Raw genomic sequence first — 25,125 nt, 5'->3', positions numbered from 1 at the left:
TGCCCCCGACCTGCAAAGTGAAAACCGCAACGGCGATGACTCAGTCATGCAACGACGCATTGGATTTACGGTTGAGCCAGTACCAGGCCAGGATCCCTCCGGCACCGATAACGGCCAGCACCAGCGCGTTGTAGGGCGCAGGCACCACCCGCATGATCAACACCGTCAACCCGGCCCCGACACCCAGGGACACTTCCTTGACGAACATGTTGTTCTGCTTGACCGAGAAGTAATCGAGGTAGCTGAAGGCGCATTCGGCGATGGACAGCAGCGCCACCCAGATCAACGCCCCGGCGAGGGTTTCGACGTGGAACGCGGCGGGCGAAGACAGCACGGCAAAGCCGCCGACGATGATCCCGATCACCGCCACGACCTTGAAGCGCCCGGTGCGCTCGATCAGCTTCATCACCGGCACCTGGGCAAACACCACCACGGCGCTGTTGAGGATCAGCATCAAGCCGTACCAGGCCGGCAGCTCGCCGGTCTTGAGCAGGATCGCTTGCGGCAGGATCGAGAACACTCCGAACAGCTTGATGCCCATGATGATCCCGGCAATCACCCAGGGCAGTTTGTTGCCCCAGTTGCTGCCGGCCTGACTGGCCGGACGGGCTATCACTGGCTCGCTGGTGAAAGTCGCACCGAGGGCAATCGGCAGGCACAGCAACACGAACGCCGCCGCACCGAGGAAAAACATGGTTGGCGTGAGCAGTGGCGACAGCAGGATCAAACCGGCCACCAGGCTGCCCATGTTCATGGCCACGCGGTTGTAGGCTGCACCCTCCTTGGTCTGGGCCGCTTCGCTCTTGATCAGGTAACCGGCAATGGCAATGCCATAGGCAAACAGCGCGGCAGCAAACATCACCATGCCTTGATGGCTGGTCAGCGCCAACAGCACCAGGCCAAGGCCGGCACACAGCAGCGTGACGCTCAGGGAGCGACGGCCAAGCACCAGTAAAGTCAGGGGCAACAGCAGCAACAAGGCGCGATATCCGAGGGCCAGAATGCTGTTGGTGGCCGTATCGAGCCAGACGTTGGCCTTGCCCAGCACCGCGAACAGCGAGACAGCGGTGATGATCCGGATCGTGAACAAACGCAGGTTGATGACCGGTTTGGCGACCGCGACAGTTGTTTCGACACCCATGCAACACCTCATGAACCACGCGATTGCCGCCCGGCAAAGGTCGACCATCAGAAAAGTCTGTAAGGGCATGGTAGAGACAGAGGCTTATCCTGATCAGAGCAAGTTCGTATAGAATCCAACGAACTTTACTGCCGGAGAGACCAGTAAAATGCAGGTTCAACGTGCAGTCATAGCCGCCATTGAATTCCAGCCCGGCGCGCCGCTGGTGCAGCAGATCGTCGATCAGCTGACCCAGGCGATCAGCACGGGTGGCCTGCCCCACGGCGCCAAACTGCCGCCGATTCGTGAACTCTCCGACTTGATGAACGTGGGCAAATCCACCGTGGTCGATGCCCTGGACCGCTTGCGTGCCAAGGGTCTGGTGGTGTCACGCCAAGGCTCCGGGCATTATGTGCATCGCTCCAGCGCCGCGCTGCAAAGCGGTACCGGCCCGGACCTGCAACCCCAGGACACCCTCAGCGTGGTGCGCCGCGCACTGCTGCTGGACAACGGCGCGCTGCGCCCCGGCTGCGGTTTCCTGCCGACCTCCTGGCTGCCCGCCGAAGAGTTGCAGAAAGCCGTGCGCAGTACCCTGCGAGCGACGTCCTTGCGCATGGGCGAGTACGGCGTGGCCGGTGGTTATCTGCCGCTACGCCAGGCTTTGCGGGTCAAACTGGCGACTTTCGGCATCGAAGCGCCGGTGGACCAGATCATCACCACCGCCAACACCATGCAGGCCATCGACCTGCTGATGCGCCTGCTGGTCAAACCCGGCGACACCGTGCTGCTCGACGACCCCTGCTATTTCAACATGCACGCCAACCTGGCGCTGCACGGGGCCAAAGTCATCACCATCGCCCGGGATTGCGACGGCATGGACCTCGACGCGTTCGAGCAACTGCTGATCGCCCACAAACCCGTGCTGTACATGACCAACAGCACGCTGCATAACCCCACCGGCCACTCGTTCACCCCGGCCCAGGTCTACCGCTTGCTGGAGCTGAGCCACCGCCATGGCTTCCACATTGTCGAAGACGATTTGTACTGCGACATCCAGCAACGCCGCACCCCGCGCCTGGCCGCCAGCGGGCTGGACAACGTGAGTTATGTCTCCGGTTTCTCCAAGACCCTGACCGCCAACAGCCGTGTCAGCTACACCGTACTGTCACCGCAATTGGCGGCACGCATGGTCGCCCTGAAAATGGCCTGCGGCGGGGTGACGTCGGAACTGGCGGAGCAGATCACCTGCACCATGCTCAGCGACGGCAGCTATGCCAAGCATGCGCGGCGCACGGTGGACCGGTTGTATGAATCCAACAGCCGAGTGGCCACTTGGCTGGCGGAGGCCGGGTGTTCGCTATCGTCGCTACCCGGCGAAGGCGTGTTTATCTGGGCGCGGTTGCCGGATGGATTGCATGCCGAGAACCTGGCTCGCCAAGGGCTGGAGAACAACATGGTATTGGCGCCGGGCACTTTGTTGAGCAAAGGGCCGAATGCCAGTCAGTTCCTGCGCTTCAACGTGGCGCACAGTGACAGCTTGCAGGTGCGCGAGCGGTTTTTCCGTTTGCTCGATAAACCACTTAAGTAACCGACTGCTCTCAATCCTGTGGGAGCGGGCTTGCCCGCGAAGAGGCCATCACATTCAACATTGATGTTGCCTGTCAGTCCGCCATCGCGAGCAAGCTCGCTCCCACAGGGGGCCGACGCTAGTCCAATGTGGGAGCGGGCTTGCTCGCGAAGAGGCCGTCACATCCAGCATCAATGTTGCCTGACACACCGCCTTCGCGGGCAAGCCCGCTCCCACAGGGGGTTGTAGTGTCCCGGCCATCCCCCGGCCAGCAGATCGCTACGATTGCCGACCTCATCCTTGCCGGCTAACTTCGCCCCCCGTCGCTGCCAATTCAGCGACCGGGCCTGAGAACCCGGGTAAGATGCCCCGCAGCTGCGCCCCACGATTATTGGCGTTTTTTACGCCTGAAATTTCGTGTCATGGCGGCTGTGTGTGGGAGACCTTAGGGTCTGCCGGGTCCTGCATCTCCGGTTTCTCAGCCTGCGCACAGCTGCCACCCATTCGCCTGAGAACGAACGGGACAGCTTCACTTATGCAGGAGTTACAAATGAACGTTATTGATCCGTCTGCTACACCAGTCATGCCCCTCCACCTCCCAACCAACAAGAGGTGAAGCCCAATGACCAATCCCCAGGACCTCAAAACCATCGGCCTCACCCCCTTCTCCTACCACGCCAACGAACCACTGTTCCGCATCAACGCCGGAGTCCCGGTCATCGAAGCCCTCTACCACGCCTCCGACCTGCTCCACGTCGCCAAACTGCTCGCCTCAGACGCCGCCATGGTTCGCGACTCCGACCGGCACGCCTGGGCCTCGCACTATTTGCAGGATATGAGCAAGGCAATCATCGATGACGTGGTGAAGGTGCTCGATGCACCGTGTAACAACCGCACGTGAATGAAAAAGCCCCACCCTTCTCTCGAAGGGCGGGGCTTACAAGCTGACGATTGTTGTAACTTCAGGGCCGAACGAGGCAGCCGTTTTGTTGCAAGCAATTTGAATCAGCCAAGGCTAAGCGCTCAGCCCACTCACATAAATTCTTTTGCCCTCAAAAATTCTTGTAGTTTCCATAACGAGAAAACGATCAGACAAAAACCACTAAGCCAATTCAATACGCGAATATTCTTCCTTCCACGCAACGCTCTTCCAACAACGCCTCCTCCCAGGACATACAGCATCTGGCAGGCAAAACTACCGATAAAGAAACCCGTCAGGGATAGCGGTACGTTAACTGCCACCCCGTCCGAATGATTAGCGATGACAAAAGAAGTGATTGCGACGATGGTCAGGGGGTTGGTCAGTGTTAAGGCAAATACTGAGAGAAAACCTGACTGGCGCGAGTGGTTCATATCTGGATCTGAGTATGCAGAGACCCTTACACCGAGATAGAAGAGATAGACGATCGAGGCGATCGTCAACAGATCCAGATGTTTTAGTACAAATGTCTTAACGAGCGCTATACCCGCTAGCGCGACAGCCGAATACAGTGCATCTGCCAGTGCTGCACCCAATGCGCAGGGAATCGCGCTTAATCGCCCATGCAAGATGGACTGCCTCAATATGATCAACGCAATGGGTCCGAACGATATCGACAGGACAATTGAAAAAACCAAAGACCGTTGAAAATCCTGCACCGGCTCGCTCCCTGAATTTCGCCGCAGGCAAAATATCTGCACGTCGAATGAACGGCAATGGTCGACTGATGAATAACTTTTTCATTCAGAAGATTCGCCACCCAAAAAAGACAAAATTCCTACAGACACAAAGCAGCGAATTATCCTCGCGAAATTCCTGAAACACTGCGGCGCGGCCATCGCGAGCAAGCTCGCTCCCACAGGTCTCAGCGTCGCGCTCGATACCAGCGATAACGCTAGTCCAATGTGGGAGCGAGCCTGCTCGCGATGGCAGCAACTCGGTCCACAAGAAAGTACCCAACAAAAAGCCCCGCTCTTCTCTCGAAGGCGGGGCTTTTCAATTCAGCATCCGACGCTTAAGGCGCGTACGTCAGCAGCAACTCCGTCGGCACTTTGAAGTCCAGGGACATCATCACGCTCAACGCGGTAATGGTGAAGATCGAGAACACGAACAGCTTGCGTGCCCAGACCGTGTCATCCACTGCCTTGTAGCCGGTCCAGGCCATGTACAGCCAGTACATGCCCATGGCCGCGGCGACGGCGAGGTAGCTCATGCCGGCATAGCCGCTGAAGGTCAGCATCAAGGTCGCCACGAGGAAGGCAAGGATGTAGATCAGGATGTGCTTCTTGGCCACCTGGATGCCGCGCTTCACTGGCAGCACCGGAATCGATGCGGCCAGGTAATCGTTGAAGCGGAAGATCGCGATGGCGTAGGAATGCGGCATCTGCCACAGGCTGAACATCACCAGCAGGGTCAGCGCGGCCATGTCGAAGGTGTTGCTTACTGCGACGTAGCCAATCACCGGTGGCATGGCGCCCGACAGACTGCCCACCAGCGTGCCGTGAACCGACTTGCGCTTGAGGTACAGGCTGTAAAAGCCGACGTAGATGACGAAGCCGATTACCGCGAACAGCGCGGCCAACGGGTTGGCCACCTTGTACAACAGGGCAACGCCGGCGACACCCAGGACGGTCGCATAGATCAGGGCCAGTTTCAGGGAGATCAAGCCCTGGACCAGCACCCGGTTCTTGGTGCGTTCCATCTTCAGGTCGATGTCGCGGTCGATGCAGTTGTTGAACACGCAACCGGAGGCAACCACCAGGGACGTGCCGATCATGGCGGCCAGGAAGATGGCCAGATCGACATGCCCTTTGGAGGCCAGGAAAAATCCGCCTGCCACAGAAAGCACGTTACCGAAAATGATCCCCGGTTTGGTGATTTGGATAAAGTGCTTGAGGGACATGCGGATTTACCTCACTTCGCCATCATGAACGTGTGGATGCTGAACATGATCCACAGCGACAAGCCAACCAGCAGGACAATCACGATCGCGGCGAAGACAAACGCAATCACGTTGTTACGCTGCGCGGCCGAACGGTCCAGGTGGAGGAAGTACACCAGGTGCACCAGCACCTGGATGACTGCGAACGCGACGACGATCATCAGGGTGATCGACTTCGGCAGCGTCGGGTACATCACCAGACCGAATGGAATCAGGGTCAGGATCACCGACAGGATGAAGCCGATGGCGTAGGACTTGACGCTGCCGTGACCGGCGTCGTCGTGGCCGTGGGAATGTGATGCGTTAGCCATTTACATAGTCCCCATCAGATAAACAACGGTGAATACGCAGATCCACACTACGTCCAGGAAGTGCCAGAACAGGCTCAGGCAGCTCAGACGGGTCTTGTTGGTCGCCGTCAGGCCTTTTTTCTGCACCTGGTACATCATGATCGCCATCCAGATCAGACCGCTGGTCACGTGCAGACCGTGGGTGCCGACCAGGGTGAAGAACCCGGACAGGAAGCCGCTGCGGTTCGGACCGTAGCCTTCGGAGATCAGCATGTGGAACTCGTTGATCTCCATGCCGATGAAGCCGGCACCGAACAGGAAGGTCATGGCCAGCCAGCCCAGGACCTGCTTCTTGTTGCCACGGAAGAACGCCAGCATGGCGAAGCCGTAGGTGATCGAACTGAACAGCAGCAGAGCGGTTTCGCCCAGTACGTATGGCAGTTCGAAGATGTCGTGGCCCGACGGGCCACCCGCTACGTTGTTAACCAGTACCGCGTACGCCGCGAAGATCGATGCAAACAGAATGCAGTCGGTCATCAGGTAGAGCCAGAAGCCGTATACGGTCATCTCGCCCGAGTCGTGGTGATGGTCATCATGCCCATGTCCATCGACATGGGTGTGTCCAGCATTGGTCACTAAGTTCGACATGGTTTAAGCCTGTTCCAACGAGGTTTCAACACGGGTGGCGGTGGCCGGGATTTTCCCTGCCGCAACCAGACGCTTGTGCTGCTCGGCTTCGATGCGCTCGATCACGTCGACCGGCACCATATAGCCTTGATCATCACGGGCCGCGTGGATCGCGAAGTAGATCACGGTGCCAGCCAGGCTCGCGATCGCCAGCCACCAGATGTGCCAGATCATCGCGAAACCGAACACGGTCAGCAGCGCGCCCATCACCACACCGGTAGCGGTGTTGTTTGGCATGTGGATCGGCTCGTACTTGGCCGCAACCTTGTACGCGGTGCCGTTTTCCTTGGCTTCGGTGAACGGGTCGACAACGTCGGCTTTTGGCAGCACGGCGAAGTTGTAGAACGGAGGTGGCGACGAGGTCGACCATTCCAGGGTGTGTGCATTCCACGGGTCGCCGTGTTCGCACATGTTTTCCGGCTTGTTGCGGTCACGCACGCTGACGTACAGCTGGATCAGCTGGCAAGCGATACCCACGGCGATCATCACCGCACCGAACATGGCGACGTACAGGTACGGCACCCACTCAGGGTTGGTGGTGGCGTTCAGACGACGGGTCATGCCCATGAAGCCCAGTGCATAGAGCGGCATGAACGCGACGAAGAAGCCCGAGATCCAGAACCAGAATGCAGCCTTGCCCCAGCCTTCGTGCAGCTTGAAGCCGAACGCTTTAGGGAAGTAGAAGCCGAAACCGGCGATGTAACCGAATACCGCACCGCCGATGATCACGTTGTGGAAGTGCGCGATCACGAACAGGCTGTTGTGCAGAACGAAGTCGGCACCCGGGATGGCCAGCAGTACGCCGGTCATGCCGCCGATGGCGAAGGTCACCATGAAGCCCAGAGTCCACAGCACCTGGCTGGTGAAGCGCAGACGGCCCTGGTAGATGGTGAACAGCCAGTTGAACAGCTTCACACCCGTCGGGATGGAAATCAGCATCGTCGCCAGACCGAAGAAGGCGTTGACGCTGGCACCCGAACCCATGGTGAAGAAGTGGTGCAGCCAAACCATGAAGCCCAGGATCGAGATTGCGCCCGATGCGTAGATCATCGAGTGGTGGCCGAACAGTTTCTTGCCGGTGAAGGTCGAGATGACTTCGGAGAAGATACCGAACGCTGGCAGGATCAGGATGTACACCTCAGGGTGACCCCAGGCCCAGAACAGGTTCACGTACATCATCGGATTGCCACCAAGTTCATTGGTGAAAATGTGGAAATCCATGTAACGGTCAAGCGTCAGCAGCGCCAGGGTAGCGGTCAGGATCGGGAACGAAGCCACGATCAGGACGTTGGCCCAGGTGCAGGTCCAGGTGAAGATCGGCATGTCCATCAGCTTCATGCCAGGGGTACGCATTTTCAGCACGGTGGCCAGGAAGTTGACCCCCGTCAGTGTCGTACCCAGACCCGATAGCTGTAGCGCCCAGATGTAGTAGTCCATCCCCACGCCAGGGCTGTATTGCAGGCCCGACAACGGCGGATAGGCAACCCAGCCGGTCTTGGCGAATTCGCCGACGCCCAGGGACAGGTTGATCAGTACCACGCCGGAAACCAGCAGCCAGAAGCTCAGGGAGTTCAGGAACGGGAACGCAACGTCACGCGCGCCGATCTGCAGCGGCACTGCAAGGTTCATCAGGCCGGTGAAGAATGGCATCGCCATGAAGATGATCATGATCACACCGTGAGCGGTGAAGATCTGGTCATAGTGTTCAGGTGGCAGGTAGCCAGGCGAACCCTCGGTGGCCATGGCCAACTGGGTACGCATCATGATGGCGTCGGCAAAGCCGCGCAGCAGCATGACCATGGCGACGATGATGTACATCACGCCGATTTTCTTGTGGTCGACCGACGTCAGCCACTCGGTCCACAGGTAGGTCCACTTCTTGAAGTAGGTGATTGCAGCGAACAACGCCAGACCACCGAGCGCGATCATGGAGATGGTCACCATGACAATCGGCTCGTGGAACGGGATCGCTTCCCAACTTAATTTACCAAACATCGTTTACTCCTCTGCCCCGGCAGCTGAATGCGAGTTCATGTCCGTAGCGGCCACTTCTTTCTCTTTCTTCTCGTGGTGCACCTTAGGACCCGGTTTCATGCCTTCGTACTTGTCGACGATGGTCTGGAACAGGTTCGGCGTCACCGAGGAGTAGAGCTCGACTGGGTTGTTCTGGCTTGGCTTGGAAAGGGCTGCGTATTCAGCTTGTTCAAGCTGTTTAGGTGCCTTTTTGACTTCGCTTACCCAGGCGTCGAATTCTTCCTGAGTCGTTGCGATCGCTTTGAATTTCATGCCGGTGAAACCAGCGCCGCTGTAGTTGGCGGAGATACCGTCCATTTCAGCGTTCTCGTTGGCGATCAGGTGCAGCTTGGTCTGCATGCCCGCCATCGCGTAGATCTGGCCGCCCAGAGCAGGGATGAAGAACGAGTTCATCACGGCGTCGGAAGTGATCTTGAAGTTGACCGGGGTGTGCGCCGGGAACACGATCTTGTTGACCGTGGCGATGCCTTGTTCCGGGTAGATGAACAGCCACTTCCAGTCCAGCGCGACCACTTCGATGGTCACCGGCTTCACGTCGGATTCCAGCGGCTTGTACGGGTCAAGGGCGTGGGTCGACTTGTAGGTGACGTAACCCAGGGCAATGATGATCAGCACTGGAACGGCCCACACCGCGATCTCGATCTTGGTGGAGTGGTTCCATTTCGGGGTGTAGGTGGCGTTGGTGTTGGACGCGCGGTATTTCCAGGCGAACAGGAAGGTCATGACGATGACCGGAACCACGACCAACAGCATCAGCAGCGTTGCGGTGATGATCAGGTTTCGCTCGTCCAGACCGACCTGGCCCTTGGGATTGAGCAAGGTCATGTTGCAGCCTGACAGCAACAACGTGCCGATCAGCGGCAATAAGCCTAGTAGTCTGGGGTACCTGTTTTTACTCATCTCACGACCTCTAAAGCAGCTTGCGCAATGCAGTTGGGTTTTGATCGCCAACACTTCACCCTGCCAAGGGTTGGCATTTTTCTTGGATTGAATAAGGGCATGCCCGTCGCGCGTCAGACGCTTTACGACAAATCCCGGGCCTGCAGTGAGTTCTTATTCGAATTCGTGGTCAAAGGCCTTGTTACAGACCAATTCCATTTGGTGCGGGTAGTTGGAGGCTCCGACACCTGGGCATCGCATGAAGCCACCAGACCTCTCGACACCCTGTTTCTGCTCACGCCTGGTTAAGATTTGAGCAGTGCCGGGAATTCAGTGCGGGCGATTGTAGATATGTAACGTTTTATAAACCATGTCTCATCCCGAAATAATTTTTATCCGTACCGGCAACAATCATTAACCGTTTTCGCAAAAGTGGCGCATCTTATCGAAATTCATTCTCAACAAAAACACCAAAATAAGTAGGTCTTCCACCCACAGTTCAGACAGTATCGGGTCCCTGTTCACTGCCCTTGAGCGTGCCCGAGGCCCGATATGACGGGGGCTCTGGCTATTCGCCAGACCGTGTTAAAAGTGCCTGCTTGTGCTCGGAACGGAAAAAACCGGAAGCCTGCAAAACAGCCCAATTTCGTTACGTTTCCATGCACCAATCCGGCCTCATCGAACGCCCTGCGACACCGACTCTGTGACAACATGTCGCACATGTGTCGCACCCTTGGCTGTCGCACATCACGGTCATTTTACCTGGCCTCTGAAATGCGCTGCGCAAGACAAAAAAAGCCCCAGTCCTCTCTGCGAGGACCGGGGCTTTCTTGTCCGACAATGCGTGGCGGCAGATGACCTCAGCGCAGCGCTTTGCGGTTACGCGAAGTCAGCAGTGGCACCAGCACCACGATCAGCACGAAGGCAACCAGCGCCCACTGCGCCAGCGACAGACCGAGGATCGGCGGATACGGTGTGGAGCAGAAACCATCGACCTGGAAGCCCAGCGGGAAGATCTTCGCCAGCGGCAGGTCATCGACAATCGGTTGCAGCACATCGATGCCACAGCTGACCGCCGGATAGAACTGCGTATAGACGTGATGCCCGGCAACGCCGACGCCGGCCAGCGCGCAGATCACCACCAGGGTTTCAAACACCGTGATGCTGCGACGGGTGCGCATGGCGGCACCGATGAAGGCAAAGATCGCGATCAGCAGCAACGCGTAACGTTGCAGGATGCACAGCGGGCAAGGTGCCTCGCCCAGGACAATTTGCATGTACAGCGCGCCGCCGATCAGCGCCAGGCAAATGATGCCCAGCAACACCAGATAGCGCCGCTCACGCCCCAACCGCATGGTTTCCTCGCTCATCGCGTTTCCCTTCAAAATATCGATTGCCCGCCAGTCTACACGCTGACCCGGACCTTTGAGAGTCTGGAGCATGTCAGGGGGATTCGGGGGAATAGACGACAGGGCGGTTAAGAAGGGATTAACTTTCCAGTCTTTTTCAAGAATTGAAACCGGGGTGCGCCCATCGCGAGCAAGCTCGCTCCCACATTGGCCCGTGTCGTTCACAGATCAAATGTGGGAGCGAGCTTGCTCGCGATGAAGGCGACTCGGTCTCCAGTACTGTTTATTCCAGCGCCGCTGCCGGCCCGAAGAACTCATAGCGGCTTTGCTTCTCCGGCACGCCCAGTGCCTTGAGGTGGCGCTTGATGGATGCCATGAAAGCTTTCGGCCCCAGGAAGTAAACATCCAGGTCACGCTGCTCCGGCAGCCATGCATGCAACTGCTGTTGGCTCAACAAACCGACCTTGTGTGCCGCCGGGCTCACGCCGTCGTCCTCGGAATAGCAATAAAAGCGCTTGAGTTGCGGGTGACGCTCGGCCAGGCCGTCGATCCAGTCGCGGAAGGCATGGACGCTGCCGTTGCGCGCGCAGTGGATAAAATGCACCGGCCGCCGGGTTTCCAGTGCCGCTTCGAGCATCGCCAGGGTCGGGGTAATGCCGACGCCGCCACTGATCAGCACCAGCGGTTTGTCGCTGGCGGTCAGGGTGAACTCGCCCGATGGCGGGAACAACTGGATGCTCGCGCCGACATGCATCTGGTCATGCAGGTAGTTGGACGCGCGACCACCGGCTTCACGCTTGACACTGATGCGGTACCGGCCTTTGTTCGCCAGCGCCGACAGCGAGTAGTTACGACGGATCTCTTCACCATCGAGGATCAGTTTCATGCCGATGTACTGGCCGGGTTCTGCCGCTAGGATCGGGCCTTTGTCGGCGGGTTCGAAGTAGAACGACGTGATCTCGGCGCTCTCCTCGACCTTGTCCACCACGATGAACTCCCGCGCCCCGCGCCAGCCGCCGTGGGCCTGTTCTTTTTGGTCGTAGACGCTGGCTTCGGCACCGATCAGGATGTCCGCCAGTTGCCCGTAAGCCGCGCCCCAGGCCGCAATCACTTCAGGAGTGGCGATCTCTTCGCCCAGAACTTCGGCGATGGCCCGCAGCAGGCAGGTACCGACAATCGGATAGTGTTCCGGCAGAATCTGCAGGGCCACGTGCTTGTTGATGATCTTGGCCACCAGGTCGCCCAACTGGTCGAGCTGGTCGATATGGCGCGCATACATCAATACGCCGTTGGCCAAGGCTCGCGGCTGGTCACCGCTGGCCTGGTGGGCCTGGTTGAACAACGGGCGAACTTGCGGGTATTCCGAGAGCATCATGCGATAGAAGTGCGTGATCAGCGCTTCACCACCGCTTTCGAGCAGCGGCACGGTGGATTTGACGATGGCACGGTCTTGAGCGCTCAGCATAAGGTAACTCCTGGTCTTCTTGAGTTGCTAACGGATTACCCTATGCTTATCAGCTTCCATGCCAACTAATTAATCGTTATAAAACAATAAATTAACAGCACGATAGTCATTTAGACACCGCCTGATTTATAGTCATACCGACTACACGGAGTCACTATGACTGCAAAACCCCTGCTCACCGCCCTGCTGCCCCTGGTCGCCGATCTGTCCCGCGAACTGCCCGAGGGCGAGCGTTATCGCCGCCTGCTGGAAGCCATGCGCGCCCTGCTCCCGTGCGATGCCGCCGCCCTGCTGCGCCTCGATGGCGAATGGCTGGTGCCGCTGGCCGTCGATGGCTTGAGTACCGACACCCTCGGTCGGCGCTTCAAGGTCAGTGAGCACCCGCGTTTCGAAGCGCTGCTCAGCAGCCCCGGTCCGACCCGTTTCGCTGTCGACTGCGACTTGCCTGATCCCTATGACGGTCTGGTCGATGGCCTGGATGATCATCTGGAAGTCCACGACTGCATGGGTTGCCCGTTGTTCATCGACGAGCGTCCATGGGGTCTGCTGACCCTCGACGCCCTCGATCCGGAGCGCTTCGAACCGATCGAACTGGATGCCCTGCAAGCCTTCGCCAGCCTCGCCGCCGCCACGGTCAACGCCGCCGAACGCATCGAGCGGTTGAACAACCGGGTCGAAGATGAACATCAACGCGCCGAAGTCTACCGCCAGGCCAGCGGCCAGCAGCAGCGCGAGCTGATTGGCCAAAGCAAGGCCCATAAAAGGCTGGTGGAAGAAATCAATCTGGTGGGCGGCAGCGACCTGACCGTGTTGATCACCGGCGAAACCGGGGTCGGCAAGGAATTGGTGGCCCAGGCCATTCACGACGCTTCGTCCCGCGCCGACAAACCGATCATCAGCCTCAACTGCGCCGCATTGCCCGATACCTTGGTGGAAAGCGAGTTGTTCGGTCATGTTCGCGGCGCCTTCACCGGGGCGATGAACGACCGCCGTGGCAAGTTCGAACTGGCCAATGGCGGCACGCTGTTTCTCGATGAGGTCGGTGAGTTGTCGCTGACCGTGCAGGCCAAGCTGTTGCGCGTGTTGCAGAGCGGTCAATTGCAGCGACTGGGGTCGGACAAGGAGCATCAGGTCGACGTGCGCCTGATCGCGGCAACCAACCGAGACCTCGCCGAAGAAGTGCGCAGCGGCCGTTACCGTGCCGACTTCTACCATCGCCTCAGCGTTTATCCGCTGCTGGTGCCGGCCCTGCGCGATCGCGGGCGCGATGTGCTGCTGCTCAGCGGTTACTTCCTGGAGCAGAACCGCTCGCGCATGGGCCTCAACAGCCTGCGCCTGAGCAGCGACGCCCAGGCCGCGCTATTGGCCTACGACTGGCCCGGCAATGTGCGCGAACTTGAGCATTTGATCGGCCGCAGCGCCTTGAAAGCCCTGGGCAATTGCAAGGAACGGCCGAAGATTCTCAGCCTGAGCGCAACCGACCTGGACTTGCCCAATGCCAGCGTTGAAACCGCTGCCGAGCAACCTGTCGCCACCGCCACCCAAGCGCCGACCGGCGATTTGCGCGAGGCTACCGAGCGTTATCAGCGTCAAATGATCGGTGCCTGCCTGGAACGTCACAACAACAATTGGGCAAGCGCGGCCCGTGAGCTAGGCCTGGATCGGGCGAATCTGGGGCGGATGGCCAAAAGGCTCGGCATGAAGTGATGACCCCTTCGTCGGAACGCCGCCCGGAGCAAGCTCGCGCCCACAAAGGCAGCGACAATCCCTGTGGGAGCGAGCTTGCTCGCGATGGCGTCTTACTGTTCGCCGCAATAGTTAAAGCCTGCTGCAAACAAGTCGATAACCCGGCATCGAAGTCATGGCGATCCCGAGATTGCCCGTCACCTTTTTCCAGAGAAGGTTCATATGTCCTCCAACAAAGCCCGCGCAGACTCACTTTCGCTTCTGCTGTTTACCTTGCGCAGCGGCAAGCTGATGGCTATCAACCTGCTCAAGGTCAGTGAAATCATTCCCTGCCCGCCGCTGACCAGGCTGCCGGAGTCACACCCTCACGTCAAAGGCATTGCTACCCTGCGCGGGGCGTCGCTGTCGGTGATCGACCTCAGCCGCGCCATTGGCGAGCGCCCGCTGGAAGATCCGAACGGCGGCTGCCTGATCGTCACCGACGTCAGCCGCTCCAAGCAGGGCCTGCACGTGCAGGCCGTGAGCAAGATCGTCCATTGCCTGACCACCGACATCCGCCCGCCGCCCTTCGGCTCCGGTGGTTTGCGCGCTTACATCACCGGCGTGACTTCGGTCGATGGCACCCTGGTACAAGTACTGGACATCGAAAAAGTCATTCACGGCATCGCCCCGGCACAAATCGAAATGGCGCCGACCGAACTGAGCATGGAAGACGCCGAATTGCTCGGCAACGCGCGCATTCTGGTGGTCGATGACAGCCAGGTCGCCTTGCAGCAATCGGTGCACACCCTGCGTAACCTTGGCCTGCAATGCCATACGGCCCGCAGCGCCAAGGAAGCCATCGACTGCCTGCTGGACCTGCAAGGCACCGCGCAGCAGATCAACCTGATTGTCTCGGACATCGAGATGTCGGAAATGGACGGCTACGCCTTCACCCGCACCCTGCGGGAAACCCCGGATTTCGCGCATCTTTATGTACTGCTGCACACGTCGCTGGACAGTGCGATGAACGCCGAAAAAGCACGACTGGCGGGAGCGAACGCGGTGCTGACCAAATTCTCTTCGCCTGAATTGACCCAGTGTCTGATCACCGCCGCCAAGGCTGTCGCCGAACAGGGTTACTGAGTGTTGACCGGAGAATTCTGCTGGCTGATGCGGCGCGACCTCTCCATCGTCCTGCCGTCTCCCGAATGGCCAGCCGGCCTGCAACTGAGTGAATACCGTCCCGAACTGGGTGCCGCCGTGCACCGGCTGATGGAGCTCGGTTATCTCGACGGCGGCGGTCGCGTCGCCGCGCTGGACATGTGGCAACGGCAGTTCGAAACCGACCCGGAATATGACCCGGCCCTGTGCTTGATTGCCCTGGATGCCGGAGAAGTGGTGGGCGTATGTCAGTGCTGGACCAGTGCCTATATCAAGAACCTGGTGGTGCATCCGCGGTTTCAAGGCCGTGGATTGGGGCGTGCCTTGTTGTTACAGGCATTCAAGGTGTTCCAGCAACGGCGTGAAGGCTTCGTGGACCTAAAGGTACTGGAAGACAACCTTCGGGCGCGGCGACTCTATGAAAGCGTCGGGATGCGCGCAGTCCGCCGGGAGCCGGTTCCGCTCTGATGCACCGCCATCGTCGGAACGCCGCCCGGAGCAAGCGCGCTCCTACACTGGTTGCTCATTGCGCACAGATTTTTTGTCTCATGAAGATCTAATGTGGGAGCGAGCTTGCTCGCGATGAGGCCCGCATAATCGACTTAAAACCTTCAGGCATACTCACGTCTTGGCCACTCAATACCAAGGAAGCTCAAGCCATGAAGTCTGCCAGCCTCATTCTCCTCTGCCTCACCGCCCTCACCTCTCAGGCCCACGCCTCAAGCCCTGACGCCTGGGCCACCTACGATAAAGCCGTACTCGCCAGTTGCACCAAGGCCAGCGGCCTGAAAGACGCCAAACCTGTGGGCAACGCCGCGCAGTTCGATGACCGGGTCGGCTACACCGCGTTACTGCTGCAGGGCCAGTACCCGCAAAAACACATGAAAGGTGCGCAAGGCACCGAGCTGTGCCTCTACAACAAAAAGAGCAAAACCGCGTACGTCAGCGAATGGGACTCCATCCGCCCGGTCGGCAAGACAAACTGAGTGGCACATAACTTGCCTCGGTAGCGGCCTTTGCGGCGGCATTCTGTCGCTGCTTCATGCCCTGTGATGCGAGTGAACGCTCAATGAATACGACGTTTTCCTGCGTAGGCTGCGGCAAATGCTGCAACGACCACCATGTACCCCTGACCCTGAGCGAAACCCGGATGTGGGCAGCCGATGGCGGTCAGGTGATCGTGCTGGTGGAAGCGTTTCTGGACAACGGCCTGGGTCTGCCGGTGCAACAACGGGAACACGCCGAACGCCGTTCGGCGGCCGTGCGCAGCGGCGAATCCGAGGCGTACGTGGCCATCACCTTCGCCGCCTACAATGCTGGCCCCTGCCGGAATCTTGACGAAGACAACCTCTGTCGCATCTACGAACGCCGGCCGCTGGTGTGCCGTATCTATCCGATGGAAATCAATCCGCACATTCCCCTGAACATCACTCTGAAGGAATGTCCGCCCGAGTCGTGGGAAAAAGGACCGGATCTGATTGTAGGCGGTGAACTGGTAGACCGGGAGCTATCGGAATTGATCCAGCGTTCCCGTCAGGCCGATCGCGATGACATTCAGATGAAGGATGCGATTTGCGCATTGCTGGGGATTCGGACAACCGCGCTGAAGGGCGATGGCTTCACCGCTTATCTGCCGGACATGAACGAGTTCGCCACGATCGTCGATGAATTGACCGGGCAGGCCTTGCCGCAATGGAGCAGCGAATGGCTGTTCCATGTCTCGACTGAGGATGTCGCCGGGCAGGTACTTGCGGCCGGTGCGCAAGTGGCGACGGATGTGCCGGCGAACTATGCGTTTATTTCATTGCGCACGGCCTGAACGCCTGACTCTGACGCAAACCCGATCTGCGTCAGAGCGATTCCAGCGTTATGTCAGCGGGTAGCAACCGCCATGCATTCGACTTCCACCCGTGCATTCATTACCAGTTTTTTCGCACCGAACGTTGTCCGGGCAGGCAATCGATCTGTCGGGAAGTAACGCTTGTAGACTTCGTTCATCGCACCAAAGTCCTTCATGTCTGCAAGAATGACCGTGCATTTGGCAACGTTCTCCAAAGACGAACCACTGCGTTGCAGGGCGCTGCTCAGATTCTCCATGGTTTGGACCATCTGCGGGCCGAAGCCACCCTTGACGAGTTCGTCACCGGCACTGACGCCAATCACACCTGACAGATGGATCATCTCGCCGACCTGTACCGCAGCGGCAAACGGCAGGCCTTCTCCACCTGGGAAGTACCGAGGAAAATCGGGGGCTGCTGCTGGCAAGTACCGCTGGGTAATCGCCTGATACCGGCCATCTTGCTTCAGACGCTCAAGGGCCAGATTCAGGTTGTCGCGCAATTGAGTATCGGTTTTGCGCAAGGCCATGGCCACGCCGCTGCCCAGCATGGGATCCTCAAGGGCAGGACCGGAAAAATCGAACGCCTTACCTTGGGGCTGGCTGAGTAATGCGTAAGTGATTTCGATGGAGTCTTGCAGGGTGGCATCGATCCCCCCCGCAAGCAGGCTCTCGATCAATTGCTGGTTGAAATCGAAACTGCGTACCGTTACCCCGGCCGGAGCCCAACGGGCCTTGGCGAACGCTTCGCGGCTGGTACCCGCGAGGACGCCGACTGTTTTCCCCTTGAGCGATTGCGCATCCGCTTGCAGATTCGCCCCTTTGCGCACCACAAGGCGGCTGCTCAGGGGGTAGAGATCGTTGGTGAAATCAACCCGCTCTTTACGCGCCGATGTGGCGGTCATCGGCAGGATCACATCAAAGCGGCCAGCTTCAAGGGCGTGAATATTGGAGGCGTAATCCTGATCTATCCAGACACAGCGGGTGTTGAGTTCGGCGCAGAGTGCATGACCCAACTCAATGTTCAATCCCACCAACTCACCCTTGTCGTCACGGCTTTCAAACGGTGGAACAATGGCTTCGATACCGAAACGAATCTGTGGCTCTGGTGCGGACGACACGCAACCAGCGGTCATGACCAGTAGCGACAGTAGCGAAAAAGATTTCACCAGAGACATATTGACGGCCTTCATCAGGAATTCATGAGCCTGGAATGCTCAACGAATGGCCATTGCATTTCCCAGCAGCGTAATCGCCAACTCCTGTGGGAAACGTCTTGATGAATGAGAGAAAAAAACCGTCAGCAATCTCGGAGGGTCAGCGCTTGCCCATCGAACGACGAGTCCCCGGCGGTGCCATGCCTGGGGTTTTGGTGTGGCCGTTCTTGGCGCCATTCTTGTACCACGGCTGGTTGGAGCCCTTGGCCGACGCCAGTTCGCCGGGCTTGAACGGGAACTTGAAAGCCGGAATCTCGGCTTTGGTTTCGCCTTCGGCACTGGACTCGAGACTGTCTGGCAGTGCGGCCGGCTCGTCGCGCAGGGTGTCGGCGACCGGCGGTTGTTTCGGGGAAGTCATGAAAGCTCCGGGTGATGCGTAATGTGTCGGGCCCGGTCAGCGAGCCGCGAAAGGCCGCCAGTATAGCGGATTAGCAGCAGCGAGCTTCAAGCGGCAAGCTTCAAGTCAAAAGCAGTGGGGATGGCTTTTGGACTTGCGGCTTGCCGGTTGAAACTTGTAGCTTGCTAAGCATTCCTCACCGCCCGACGAGCCCCCCCCATGAAAAAAACCGTCCTTGCCTTCAGTCGCGTCACGCCCGAAATGGTCGAACGCCTGCAACAGGACTTCGACGTCATCGTGCCGAATCCGAAAAACGGCGACATCAACGCCCAGTTCAACGAAGCCCTGCCCCATGCCCACGGCCTGATCGGCGTCGGTCGCAAACTCGGCCGCGCCCAATTGGAAAACGCTGCCAGGCTGGAAGTGGTGTCCAGCGTCTCGGTGGGCTACGACAACTATGACCTCGGCTACTTCAACGAACGCGGGATCATGCTGACCAACACGCCGGATGTGCTCACCGAAAGCACCGCCGACCTGGCGTTTGCGCTGTTGATGAGCAGCGCGCGACGCGTTGCCGAACTGGATGCCTGGACCAAGGCCGGACAATGGCAAGCGACCGTCGGTGCGCCGTTGTTCGGTTGCGATGTCCACGGCAAGACCCTGGGCATCGTCGGCATGGGCAACATCGGTGCCGCCATCGCCCGGCGCGGTCGCCTGGGGTTCAACATGCCGGTCATCTACAGCGGTAACAGCCGCAAGACCGAGCTGGAACAGGAACTCGGCGCACAGTTGCGCAGCCTGGATGAATTGCTGGCCGAAGCCGACTTCGTCTGTCTGGTGGTGCCGCTCAGCGAAAAAACCAGGCACCTGATCAGTCATCGCGAACTGGCGCTGATGAAGCCAAGTGCCATCCTGGTGAATATTGCTCGCGGCCCGGTGGTGGATGAACCGGCGCTGATCGAAGCACTGCAAAACAACCGCATTCGCGGTGCTGGGCTGGACGTGTACGAAAAGGAGCCGCTGGCCGAGTCGCCACTGTTCCAGCTGAAAAACGCCGTGACCTTGCCGCACATCGGCTCGGCCACCCATGAGACCCGCTATGCCATGGCCAACCGTGCCCTGGCCAACTTGCGCAGCGCCCTGTTGGGCGAACGACCGCAGGACCTGGTCAACCCGCAAGTCTGGAAGGGTTAAAAAAACGGGCAGGTGCCAAAAGCGCCTGCCCGTTTAATACAAAAAAGTCACTCTCAACGTATTAAACAGCTCTCTGAATACACACCCTGCAATTCAGTCAACAACCAAATAACAAAACCACTCGATAGACTCTCCTTCCTACCCCAGACACTAAGGGAACAGCAACGGAGATCACCAGCTTGAGCCAACTCACAACAAGTCGAGTCATTCGATATAGCAAAGCCACACTGATGTTATTTGTCAGCCTCTTTGGATTGCTGATGCTATACAACAACTTCACGGACTACTCGACCAGCCATGAATACATCAGCCACATCCTGAGCATGGACACCACCAATGGTCGCAAAAAATACAGCTACAGGGCTATTACTTCCGCCATGCTGCACCACCGTATTCACTGGCTGATCATTACACTTGAAGTGGTTTACACCATATGCTGTCTACTCGGAACCTATTACCTTTACAAAAATATCAACACCAGCCCCGAACAATTTCACGAAGCCAAGAAACCTGCACTTATAGGATTACTGATCGCACTGTTTCTTTATTACGTTGGTTTTCAAGTGATCGGCACCGAATGGTTCAACATGGACGAATCGAAAACCTGGAATTACAAGGACAGGTCTCAACATATTATTGATTTCATCTTTCCGCTATTGATATACATCGCGATAAAAATCGAGCACTGAATCACTCAGCACTCGACGCCCCCCTCAGGCCAGCTTGCCGTTGCCCAGCACCTGCGGCACTTTGGGTTTGCGAAACACCAGTACGTTCCCCGACATCACCAACACCAGCCCCAACAGGGCCGGCATCGTCCACTGATAACCCTCGGCGAACGCCGATACGTTGAGCGCCACCACCGGAAACAGCACTGTGCAATACGCCGCCCGCTCAGGCCCCATGCGGCCGACCAGGGTCAGGTAGGCGGTGAAACCGATCACCGATCCCGGAATCACCAGGTACAGCAGCGACCCGATGTAACGCGCGCTCATTTCCATCTCGAAGGGAATGCCTTTGACCAGACACCACACCGAGAGCATCGCCGCACCGTAAGCCATGCCCCAGGCATTGGTGGTCAGCGGCTTCAGGCCGGCCTTCTGTTGCAGGCTTGAGAGCATGTTGCCTGCCGAGAAGCACAAGGTGCCGCACAGGGCCAGACCAAGGCCGAGCAAGGTTTCCGGGCTGGCGGTATGCCCGGCCAGTTCCGGCCAGAACAGCAGCCCCAGCCCAAGCAGGCCCAGCGCACCGCCCATCAGCACGTTGCGGGCGATTTTCTGACCGAAGAACACCCGCGCATTGAGGGCATTCCACAGGGTGGCGGTGGAAAACACCACGGCTACCAGACCGCTGGGGATCCACTGGCTCGCGGTGAGGAAGCACATGAAGTTGACGCAGAACAGACACAAACCTTGAGCCAGGCAGATCAGGTGCCCGCGACGGTTCATCACTTGCAGACGTCGGCTGAGCAGCAGGATCACGAACAGCACCAGCGCGGCGAGGCCGAAGCGGTAGACGATCGACACGGGAATGGCCACCACGCCCAGTTGCCATTTCAAGGCTATCCAGGTGGTGCCCCAGATCAGCACGGTCAGCAGGTACAAAGAAAGGTTCATGACTAAGGCTCCTCGATAGGTGCCCAGTGTCCGGCGCCACGCCTGGACGCACTTGCATAAACTTGCGCTTTTGTCTGGCGACAGGCTGGCAGGCGCACGTCTACGGAGTAGGATGCAGGGCGTTGGATGCAGGTGTTAGAGAGCAACAATCATGGCTGCACTGGATTCCCTACAAGTCTTTCAAGCCCTCAACCGCTCGCCGAATGCTCGCCTCGAGCACAGTGCCGAGCTCGGTGACGGCTTGTCCGCAGCCTTGTGGAGCAATCACCACGACGCCCAGGAATACGAAGCGCCCAGCCACCACACGTTGTCCTGCTACATAGCCGGCGGCACCGGCACCTTCCGTCGCGAACAGCCCGGCAACAAGGGCGGCCCGGACAAACTGTGCATCCTGCCGGCCGACCACCAGTCAGGCTGGGTGATCAATGGCAGCATTCGCCTGGCACACCTGTATTTCAGCCCCGAACAATTTGCCCTCGGCTGCGTCACCCTGCTCGATCGCGAACCACGGGAAATGCAGCTGCGCGAGCAAACCTTTCTCGATGATCCGCAGCAGGCGCTGCGCTTTCGGCAGTTGATCACCTTAAACTGGGACGAGCCGGGCGAGCGCCTGCTCACCAGCAGTCTGGCCCACGAACTGCTCAGCCATGCCCTGCTCAGCCAGGTCAACGCCCGGCAAGGCCTGCGCCTTAAAGGTGGGTTGGCCGCGCATCAGCGTCGGCATCTGGTGGAATTCATCGACAGCCATCTGGACGAGGCCGTCAGCCTCGGTCAGCTGTCGGCGTTGTGCGCTTTGTCGGAATACCACTTCGCGCGGATGTTCCGCGAAAGCTTCGGCTTGCCCCCCCACCAGTACGTGCTGGCGCGACGCCTGAACCGGGCGCGGGAATTGCTGCGCACGACCTCGCAGCCTCTGGGTGAGATTGCACTGGCCTGCGGCTTTTCCAGTGCCAGCCACTTCACCAACCGATTTCGCCAGGCATTAGGTGGAACGCCCGGCGAGTATCGCCAGGCGTTTCTGCGCTAGTTCCGAGCTTTTTCGGCGCCTTTCAGGCCGCCATCGCGAGCAAGCTCGCTCCCACAAGGATTGGCGGTGCTCAGCTGTTTTGTGATCACCCTTTTCCCCTGTGGGAGCGAGCTTGCTCCGGGCGGCGTTCCGACGATGAACGATGACGCGGTCTGTCGTCAGAACTCCAAGGTGCTGGACAGCGAAATCTGCCGCGAGTCACCCATCGACACAAAGAAGCGGCTCGCCGCCGAGGTGTAGTAAGTGCGGTCGAACAGGTTCTTCACGTTGAGCTGGAACTTGACCTTCTGCCCTTCGACCCTGATGTCGTAGGTGGCGAATGCATCGGCCACGGTGTAGCCCGGCAGGTCGAAATCGTTCACCGCGTTGCCCGCGCGCTCTCCCACATAACGCGCCCCGGCGCCGACCCGCAGCTGATCACCGCCAATGACGGTGCCGAAGTCATAAACGGCCGACAACGAGCCGCTGTTCTTCGCCACGTTTTGCAGTTGATTGCCTTTGTAAACCGGGTCTTCGGTGACTTCGGCATCGGTATAGGCGTAGCTGCCGATCATGCTCCAGCGGTCGCTGAGCTGACCGCTCAAGTCCACTTCCAGGCCACGGGAACGCACTTCGCCGGCGGCACTGTAAATCGTGGTCGGGCCTTCGGCGTTGGCCACCAGCACGTTGCGTTTCTTGATGTCGAACAGCGCGATGTTACCGGTGACGCGACCCGGCAGATCAAGCTTGGCACCCAGCTCCCAGGACTTGGCTTCTTCCGGCGCGATGCCGCCGTCAAGCACGGTGCTGCTGCCGCTCAACGGCGCGATGGTCGAGTTGGGTTTGAACGACTCGGTGTAGCTGCCGTAGAACGACAAGGCATCGGTGTATTTGTAAACCAGGCCAGCGCGCGGCACCCATTTCTGCCCGTTGCTGTCGGTGTTGGCGTGGAACGGCACGCCTTTGCCAGCATATTGGTCGTACACCTGGAAGCGCGCGCCGGCCACCAGAATCCACTGGTCGGTGAGATGGATGGAGTCTTGCAGGAAGACCGAATCGCTGCGCAGTTCATCGGTCTGCGCGCTGTCGGGCGCACTGACGGTGGTGCCCGCCACTTCCCGACCATAGACCGGATTGACGTAACTGAACGTGGTCAGGCTTTTCTGGCGGATCAGGTCTTCGCGGAAGATCTTGCGGTATTCGTCGTCGATGCCGAACAGCAGGTCGTGCTGCATGCCAAGCACGTTCACATTGCCTTCAAGGCTGGCGGTGGTGAAACGGTCGGTGCTGATCGCATTCCGGGTACCGTCCATGCTGCGGGTCAGGGTGCCCTTTTGGGTGTCGATGGCAGTCACGCGCACCTGGCTGGCATCGTAGGTTTCGCGGTTCCAGCTGTAGCCGAAATGGGCTTTCCAGTTGTCGTTGAGTTCGTGATCGGCTTCGAAGTGATAGAGGTCCGAACGCCCTTGCATGTTGTTGAACGGCTCATCGAGGCGCTCGTTACGCGAGATATCCAGCGGATGGTTGGTCCGTGGATCGATCAGCGTGCCGCGGTCGAACGGCGTGAGGAATTCGCGGTGCTCATAGGCGAACAGCAGCTTGGTGCTTTCGCCGTACCAGGCCAGAGATGGCGCGATCAGGCTCTCGCGATGCACGCCGAAATTGCGCCAGTAATCTTCGTCTTCGTGGTCAAGCACCATGCGGTAGGCCAGCCCGGAATCTCCGAGGGCGCCGGTGCTGTCGAGACCGCCGCCGCTGCCATTCTTGCCGTCGCCATAGCTCGAACCGCGCAAGTTCAAGGCGTTGTACTGCTCAAGCTCGGGCTTCTTGCTGACCATATTGACCACCCCGCCCGGATCCTGAATGCCGTAGAGCAACGAGGCCGGCCCCTTGAGCACTTCAACCCGGTCGACGCTGGCGTTGAGGCCACGGCCCTGCACGATCGGCATGCCGTCGCGCATGATCGAGCCGTTACGGTTGTCGCCGAAGCCGCGAACCATCACCGAGTCCTGGGTGCTGCCCAGAGTGTTGGCCTGGGTGATGCCGCTGACATTGGCCAGGGCGTCATCAAGATTGCGCGGTGCCTGGTCGCGGATGACCTGGGCCGGGACGACATTGATGGTCTGCGGGATGTCCTGAATCGGGGCTGAAGAGCGCATCACCGAAGAGGTGGGTGGCGGCTGGTAGCTCATGGAGTCATCCATCACCGAGGTGATGGTGGTCGCGCCCAGGTTCAACGCACCTTCAGTCGGCCGTGGTTCCAGGGCAATGGTGTGGCCGTCGGTGCGACGGAAGGTCAAACCCGAACCGGTGAGCAGACGTTGCAGGGCCTGTTCGGCGCTCATCTGGCCATTGATGGCCGGCGCATTGAGGCCGTACGGCGCTTCATCGGTGTAGACGACGCTGATGCCGGTCACCCGGCTGAAATCACTCAGGGCCTGGGGCAACGGTTTGGCAGCCAGCGAAAAACTGAACTGCTCACGCGACTGACTGCCGCCTGTCTCAGCGGCCAGCGCCACGCTCAGCGGCAACAACGCCAATACCGAAAAGCTCAACGCAGACACACTCAACCATTGTTTGACCGAACCCGATTTTGCCCTGGACTTCATTACTCACGACCTGTGTAGAACCGCTACGGATGCGAATGACTCGCAGTTTCAGTCACTACACGGATGGCAATCGGGTTTACCTCATCACATTTTGAAAATATTTTTATTCCGGGTGATGCAGTGTTTGAACTGGCCCCATCGCGAGCAAGCTCGCTCCCACAGGGTTAT

24 protein-coding genes are annotated in these 25,125 nt (G+C 58.9%); 11 read left to right on the top strand and 13 right to left on the bottom strand.

From position 1 onward, the window contains the following. Positions 1-40 precede the first annotated feature (40 nt). Positions 41-1,141 carry an MFS transporter gene (locus ACEN8Z_RS07240; RefSeq protein ID WP_495597188.1) on the bottom strand — a complete coding sequence of 367 codons (1,101 nt, stop codon included), beginning with the start codon at positions 1,139-1,141 and terminating at the stop codon, positions 41-43. Between the two features lie 148 nt (positions 1,142-1,289). Between ACEN8Z_RS07240 and ACEN8Z_RS07235 the strand changes: the two genes are divergently transcribed. Together ACEN8Z_RS07235 and ACEN8Z_RS07230 are read left to right on the top strand one after the other, a co-directional pair. Then, positions 1,290-2,708: an aminotransferase-like domain-containing protein gene (locus ACEN8Z_RS07235; protein ID WP_495597187.1), complete on the top strand. Its 1,419-nt coding sequence runs from the start codon at positions 1,290-1,292 to the stop codon at positions 2,706-2,708. A gap of 601 nt (positions 2,709-3,309) precedes the next feature. After that, entirely contained in the window at positions 3,310-3,588 is a 279-nt protein-coding gene (locus tag ACEN8Z_RS07230) for a DUF3077 domain-containing protein (protein ID WP_495597186.1), read from the top strand. Between the two features lie 131 nt (positions 3,589-3,719). Here ACEN8Z_RS07230 and ACEN8Z_RS07225 read toward each other — a convergent pair whose 3' ends face one another. The 6 genes from ACEN8Z_RS07225 to cyoA all read right to left on the bottom strand — a co-directional run bounded on the left by ACEN8Z_RS07225 (position 3,720) and on the right by cyoA (position 9,519). Then, the gene (locus tag ACEN8Z_RS07225) at positions 3,720-4,325 is read right to left on the bottom strand and encodes a LysE family translocator (protein WP_495597185.1); all 606 of its coding nucleotides are present in this window, start codon (positions 4,323-4,325) and stop codon (positions 3,720-3,722) included. A 356-nt stretch (positions 4,326-4,681) separates the two neighbouring features. Then, on the bottom strand, positions 4,682-5,569 hold the full coding sequence (cyoE, locus tag ACEN8Z_RS07220; protein WP_007986830.1) for a heme o synthase: 888 nt from the start codon (positions 5,567-5,569) through the stop codon (positions 4,682-4,684). Positions 5,570-5,580: 11 nt separating this feature from the next. Further along, on the bottom strand, positions 5,581-5,919 hold the full coding sequence (gene cyoD, locus ACEN8Z_RS07215; RefSeq protein WP_108229076.1) for a cytochrome o ubiquinol oxidase subunit IV: 339 nt from the start codon (positions 5,917-5,919) through the stop codon (positions 5,581-5,583). After that, positions 5,920-6,546, bottom strand: a complete 627-nt coding sequence (locus ACEN8Z_RS07210) for a cytochrome o ubiquinol oxidase subunit III (RefSeq protein WP_008000700.1) — start codon at positions 6,544-6,546, stop codon at positions 5,920-5,922. 3 nt (positions 6,547-6,549) lie between these two features. Beyond that, complete coding sequence (cyoB, locus tag ACEN8Z_RS07205; protein WP_111281029.1) at positions 6,550-8,580, bottom strand: cytochrome o ubiquinol oxidase subunit I; 2,031 nt, start codon at positions 8,578-8,580, stop codon at positions 6,550-6,552. Positions 8,581-8,583: 3 nt separating this feature from the next. Further along, positions 8,584-9,519, bottom strand: a complete 936-nt coding sequence (cyoA, locus tag ACEN8Z_RS07200; protein ID WP_008000697.1) for a ubiquinol oxidase subunit II — start codon at positions 9,517-9,519, stop codon at positions 8,584-8,586. A gap of 27 nt (positions 9,520-9,546) precedes the next feature. Here cyoA and ACEN8Z_RS07195 point away from each other — a divergent pair, with 27 nt between their 5' ends. Then, positions 9,547-9,807, top strand: a complete 261-nt coding sequence (locus tag ACEN8Z_RS07195) for a hypothetical protein (RefSeq protein ID WP_495597184.1) — start codon at positions 9,547-9,549, stop codon at positions 9,805-9,807. Between the two features lie 551 nt (positions 9,808-10,358). Here ACEN8Z_RS07195 and ACEN8Z_RS07190 read toward each other — a convergent pair. After that, positions 10,359-10,868 (bottom strand): disulfide bond formation protein B, encoded by a 510-nt coding sequence (locus tag ACEN8Z_RS07190; protein ID WP_277534725.1) that lies wholly within the window; start codon positions 10,866-10,868, stop codon positions 10,359-10,361. A gap of 262 nt (positions 10,869-11,130) precedes the next feature. Beyond that, the gene (hmpA, locus tag ACEN8Z_RS07185) at positions 11,131-12,312 is read right to left on the bottom strand and encodes an NO-inducible flavohemoprotein (RefSeq protein ID WP_495597183.1); all 1,182 of its coding nucleotides are present in this window, start codon (positions 12,310-12,312) and stop codon (positions 11,131-11,133) included. A gap of 156 nt (positions 12,313-12,468) precedes the next feature. On the opposite strand from hmpA, the gene norR reads away from it, so the two are divergent. The 5 genes from norR to ACEN8Z_RS07160 all read left to right on the top strand — a co-directional run bounded on the left by norR (position 12,469) and on the right by ACEN8Z_RS07160 (position 16,960). After that, positions 12,469-14,019 (top strand): nitric oxide reductase transcriptional regulator NorR, encoded by a 1,551-nt coding sequence (gene norR / locus ACEN8Z_RS07180; RefSeq protein ID WP_495597182.1) that lies wholly within the window; start codon positions 12,469-12,471, stop codon positions 14,017-14,019. Between the two features lie 201 nt (positions 14,020-14,220). Beyond that, a complete protein-coding gene (locus ACEN8Z_RS07175) occupies positions 14,221-15,123 on the top strand; it encodes a chemotaxis protein CheV (RefSeq protein ID WP_007986822.1) in 903 nt (300 codons plus the stop codon). Positions 15,124-15,150: 27 nt separating this feature from the next. Next, the gene (locus ACEN8Z_RS07170; RefSeq protein WP_495598096.1) at positions 15,151-15,609 is read left to right on the top strand and encodes a GNAT family N-acetyltransferase; all 459 of its coding nucleotides are present in this window, start codon (positions 15,151-15,153) and stop codon (positions 15,607-15,609) included. 191 nt (positions 15,610-15,800) lie between these two features. After that, a complete protein-coding gene (locus ACEN8Z_RS07165; protein WP_495597181.1) occupies positions 15,801-16,127 on the top strand; it encodes a hypothetical protein in 327 nt (108 codons plus the stop codon). 83 nt (positions 16,128-16,210) lie between these two features. After that, positions 16,211-16,960: a YkgJ family cysteine cluster protein gene (locus ACEN8Z_RS07160; protein WP_495597180.1), complete on the top strand. Its 750-nt coding sequence runs from the start codon at positions 16,211-16,213 to the stop codon at positions 16,958-16,960. Between the two features lie 53 nt (positions 16,961-17,013). On the opposite strand, the gene ACEN8Z_RS07155 is transcribed toward ACEN8Z_RS07160, so the two are convergent. Together ACEN8Z_RS07155 and ACEN8Z_RS07150 are read right to left on the bottom strand one after the other, a co-directional pair. Further along, on the bottom strand, positions 17,014-18,156 hold the full coding sequence (locus ACEN8Z_RS07155) for a transporter substrate-binding domain-containing protein (RefSeq protein WP_495598095.1): 1,143 nt from the start codon (positions 18,154-18,156) through the stop codon (positions 17,014-17,016). 139 nt (positions 18,157-18,295) lie between these two features. Then, entirely contained in the window at positions 18,296-18,553 is a 258-nt protein-coding gene (locus ACEN8Z_RS07150) for a hypothetical protein (protein ID WP_495597179.1), read from the bottom strand. Positions 18,554-18,751: 198 nt separating this feature from the next. On the opposite strand from ACEN8Z_RS07150, the gene ACEN8Z_RS07145 reads away from it, so the two are divergent. Continuing rightward, positions 18,752-19,726, top strand: a complete 975-nt coding sequence (locus ACEN8Z_RS07145) for a 2-hydroxyacid dehydrogenase (protein WP_495597178.1) — start codon at positions 18,752-18,754, stop codon at positions 19,724-19,726. 179 nt (positions 19,727-19,905) lie between these two features. Continuing rightward, a complete protein-coding gene (locus ACEN8Z_RS07140) occupies positions 19,906-20,415 on the top strand; it encodes a DUF2165 family protein (protein ID WP_495597177.1) in 510 nt (169 codons plus the stop codon). A 24-nt stretch (positions 20,416-20,439) separates the two neighbouring features. Here ACEN8Z_RS07140 and ACEN8Z_RS07135 read toward each other — a convergent pair whose 3' ends face one another. Further along, on the bottom strand, positions 20,440-21,342 hold the full coding sequence (locus ACEN8Z_RS07135) for a DMT family transporter (RefSeq protein ID WP_008000673.1): 903 nt from the start codon (positions 21,340-21,342) through the stop codon (positions 20,440-20,442). 151 nt (positions 21,343-21,493) lie between these two features. Here ACEN8Z_RS07135 and ACEN8Z_RS07130 point away from each other — a divergent pair, with 151 nt between their 5' ends. Next, positions 21,494-22,369: a helix-turn-helix domain-containing protein gene (locus ACEN8Z_RS07130; protein ID WP_495597176.1), complete on the top strand. Its 876-nt coding sequence runs from the start codon at positions 21,494-21,496 to the stop codon at positions 22,367-22,369. A gap of 158 nt (positions 22,370-22,527) precedes the next feature. Here ACEN8Z_RS07130 and ACEN8Z_RS07125 read toward each other — a convergent pair whose 3' ends face one another. Further along, complete coding sequence (locus tag ACEN8Z_RS07125) at positions 22,528-24,957, bottom strand: TonB-dependent siderophore receptor (protein ID WP_495597175.1); 2,430 nt, start codon at positions 24,955-24,957, stop codon at positions 22,528-22,530. Positions 24,958-25,125 lie beyond the last annotated feature (168 nt).

The organism is Pseudomonas sp. Pseusp10 (genome assembly GCF_059492225.1).
Note: the sequence above shows the minus strand (reverse complement) of the source record. Positions and strands in the feature narration are given on the sequence as shown.

What these genes read in the sequence shown, in the direction of transcription:
- ACEN8Z_RS07240 (WP_495597188.1), bottom strand. Translation starts at nt 1,141, where the DNA reads ATGGGTGTCGAAACAACTGTCGCGGTCGCCAAACCGGTCATCAACCTG.
- cyoA (WP_008000697.1), bottom strand. Translation starts at nt 9,519, where the DNA reads ATGAGTAAAAACAGGTACCCCAGACTACTAGGCTTATTGCCGCTGATC.
- ACEN8Z_RS07190 (WP_277534725.1), bottom strand. Translation starts at nt 10,868, where the DNA reads ATGAGCGAGGAAACCATGCGGTTGGGGCGTGAGCGGCGCTATCTGGTG.
- ACEN8Z_RS07150 (WP_495597179.1), bottom strand. Translation starts at nt 18,553, where the DNA reads ATGACTTCCCCGAAACAACCGCCGGTCGCCGACACCCTGCGCGACGAG.
- ACEN8Z_RS07210 (WP_008000700.1), bottom strand. Translation starts at nt 6,546, where the DNA reads ATGTCGAACTTAGTGACCAATGCTGGACACACCCATGTCGATGGACAT.
- ACEN8Z_RS07155 (WP_495598095.1), bottom strand. Translation starts at nt 18,156, where the DNA reads ATGTCTCTGGTGAAATCTTTTTCGCTACTGTCGCTACTGGTCATGACC.
- ACEN8Z_RS07170 (WP_495598096.1), top strand. Translation starts at nt 15,151, where the DNA reads ATGCGGCGCGACCTCTCCATCGTCCTGCCGTCTCCCGAATGGCCAGCC.
- norR (WP_495597182.1), top strand. Translation starts at nt 12,469, where the DNA reads ATGACTGCAAAACCCCTGCTCACCGCCCTGCTGCCCCTGGTCGCCGAT.
- ACEN8Z_RS07195 (WP_495597184.1), top strand. Translation starts at nt 9,547, where the DNA reads ATGCAGTTGGGTTTTGATCGCCAACACTTCACCCTGCCAAGGGTTGGC.
- ACEN8Z_RS07175 (WP_007986822.1), top strand. Translation starts at nt 14,221, where the DNA reads ATGTCCTCCAACAAAGCCCGCGCAGACTCACTTTCGCTTCTGCTGTTT.
- cyoD (WP_108229076.1), bottom strand. Translation starts at nt 5,919, where the DNA reads ATGGCTAACGCATCACATTCCCACGGCCACGACGACGCCGGTCACGGC.
- ACEN8Z_RS07145 (WP_495597178.1), top strand. Translation starts at nt 18,752, where the DNA reads ATGAAAAAAACCGTCCTTGCCTTCAGTCGCGTCACGCCCGAAATGGTC.
- hmpA (WP_495597183.1), bottom strand. Translation starts at nt 12,312, where the DNA reads ATGCTGAGCGCTCAAGACCGTGCCATCGTCAAATCCACCGTGCCGCTG.
- ACEN8Z_RS07125 (WP_495597175.1), bottom strand. Translation starts at nt 24,957, where the DNA reads ATGAAGTCCAGGGCAAAATCGGGTTCGGTCAAACAATGGTTGAGTGTG.
- ACEN8Z_RS07165 (WP_495597181.1), top strand. Translation starts at nt 15,801, where the DNA reads ATGAAGTCTGCCAGCCTCATTCTCCTCTGCCTCACCGCCCTCACCTCT.
- ACEN8Z_RS07130 (WP_495597176.1), top strand. Translation starts at nt 21,494, where the DNA reads ATGGCTGCACTGGATTCCCTACAAGTCTTTCAAGCCCTCAACCGCTCG.
- ACEN8Z_RS07230 (WP_495597186.1), top strand. Translation starts at nt 3,310, where the DNA reads ATGACCAATCCCCAGGACCTCAAAACCATCGGCCTCACCCCCTTCTCC.
- ACEN8Z_RS07235 (WP_495597187.1), top strand. Translation starts at nt 1,290, where the DNA reads ATGCAGGTTCAACGTGCAGTCATAGCCGCCATTGAATTCCAGCCCGGC.
- ACEN8Z_RS07135 (WP_008000673.1), bottom strand. Translation starts at nt 21,342, where the DNA reads ATGAACCTTTCTTTGTACCTGCTGACCGTGCTGATCTGGGGCACCACC.
- cyoB (WP_111281029.1), bottom strand. Translation starts at nt 8,580, where the DNA reads ATGTTTGGTAAATTAAGTTGGGAAGCGATCCCGTTCCACGAGCCGATT.
- ACEN8Z_RS07160 (WP_495597180.1), top strand. Translation starts at nt 16,211, where the DNA reads ATGAATACGACGTTTTCCTGCGTAGGCTGCGGCAAATGCTGCAACGAC.
- cyoE (WP_007986830.1), bottom strand. Translation starts at nt 5,569, where the DNA reads ATGTCCCTCAAGCACTTTATCCAAATCACCAAACCGGGGATCATTTTC.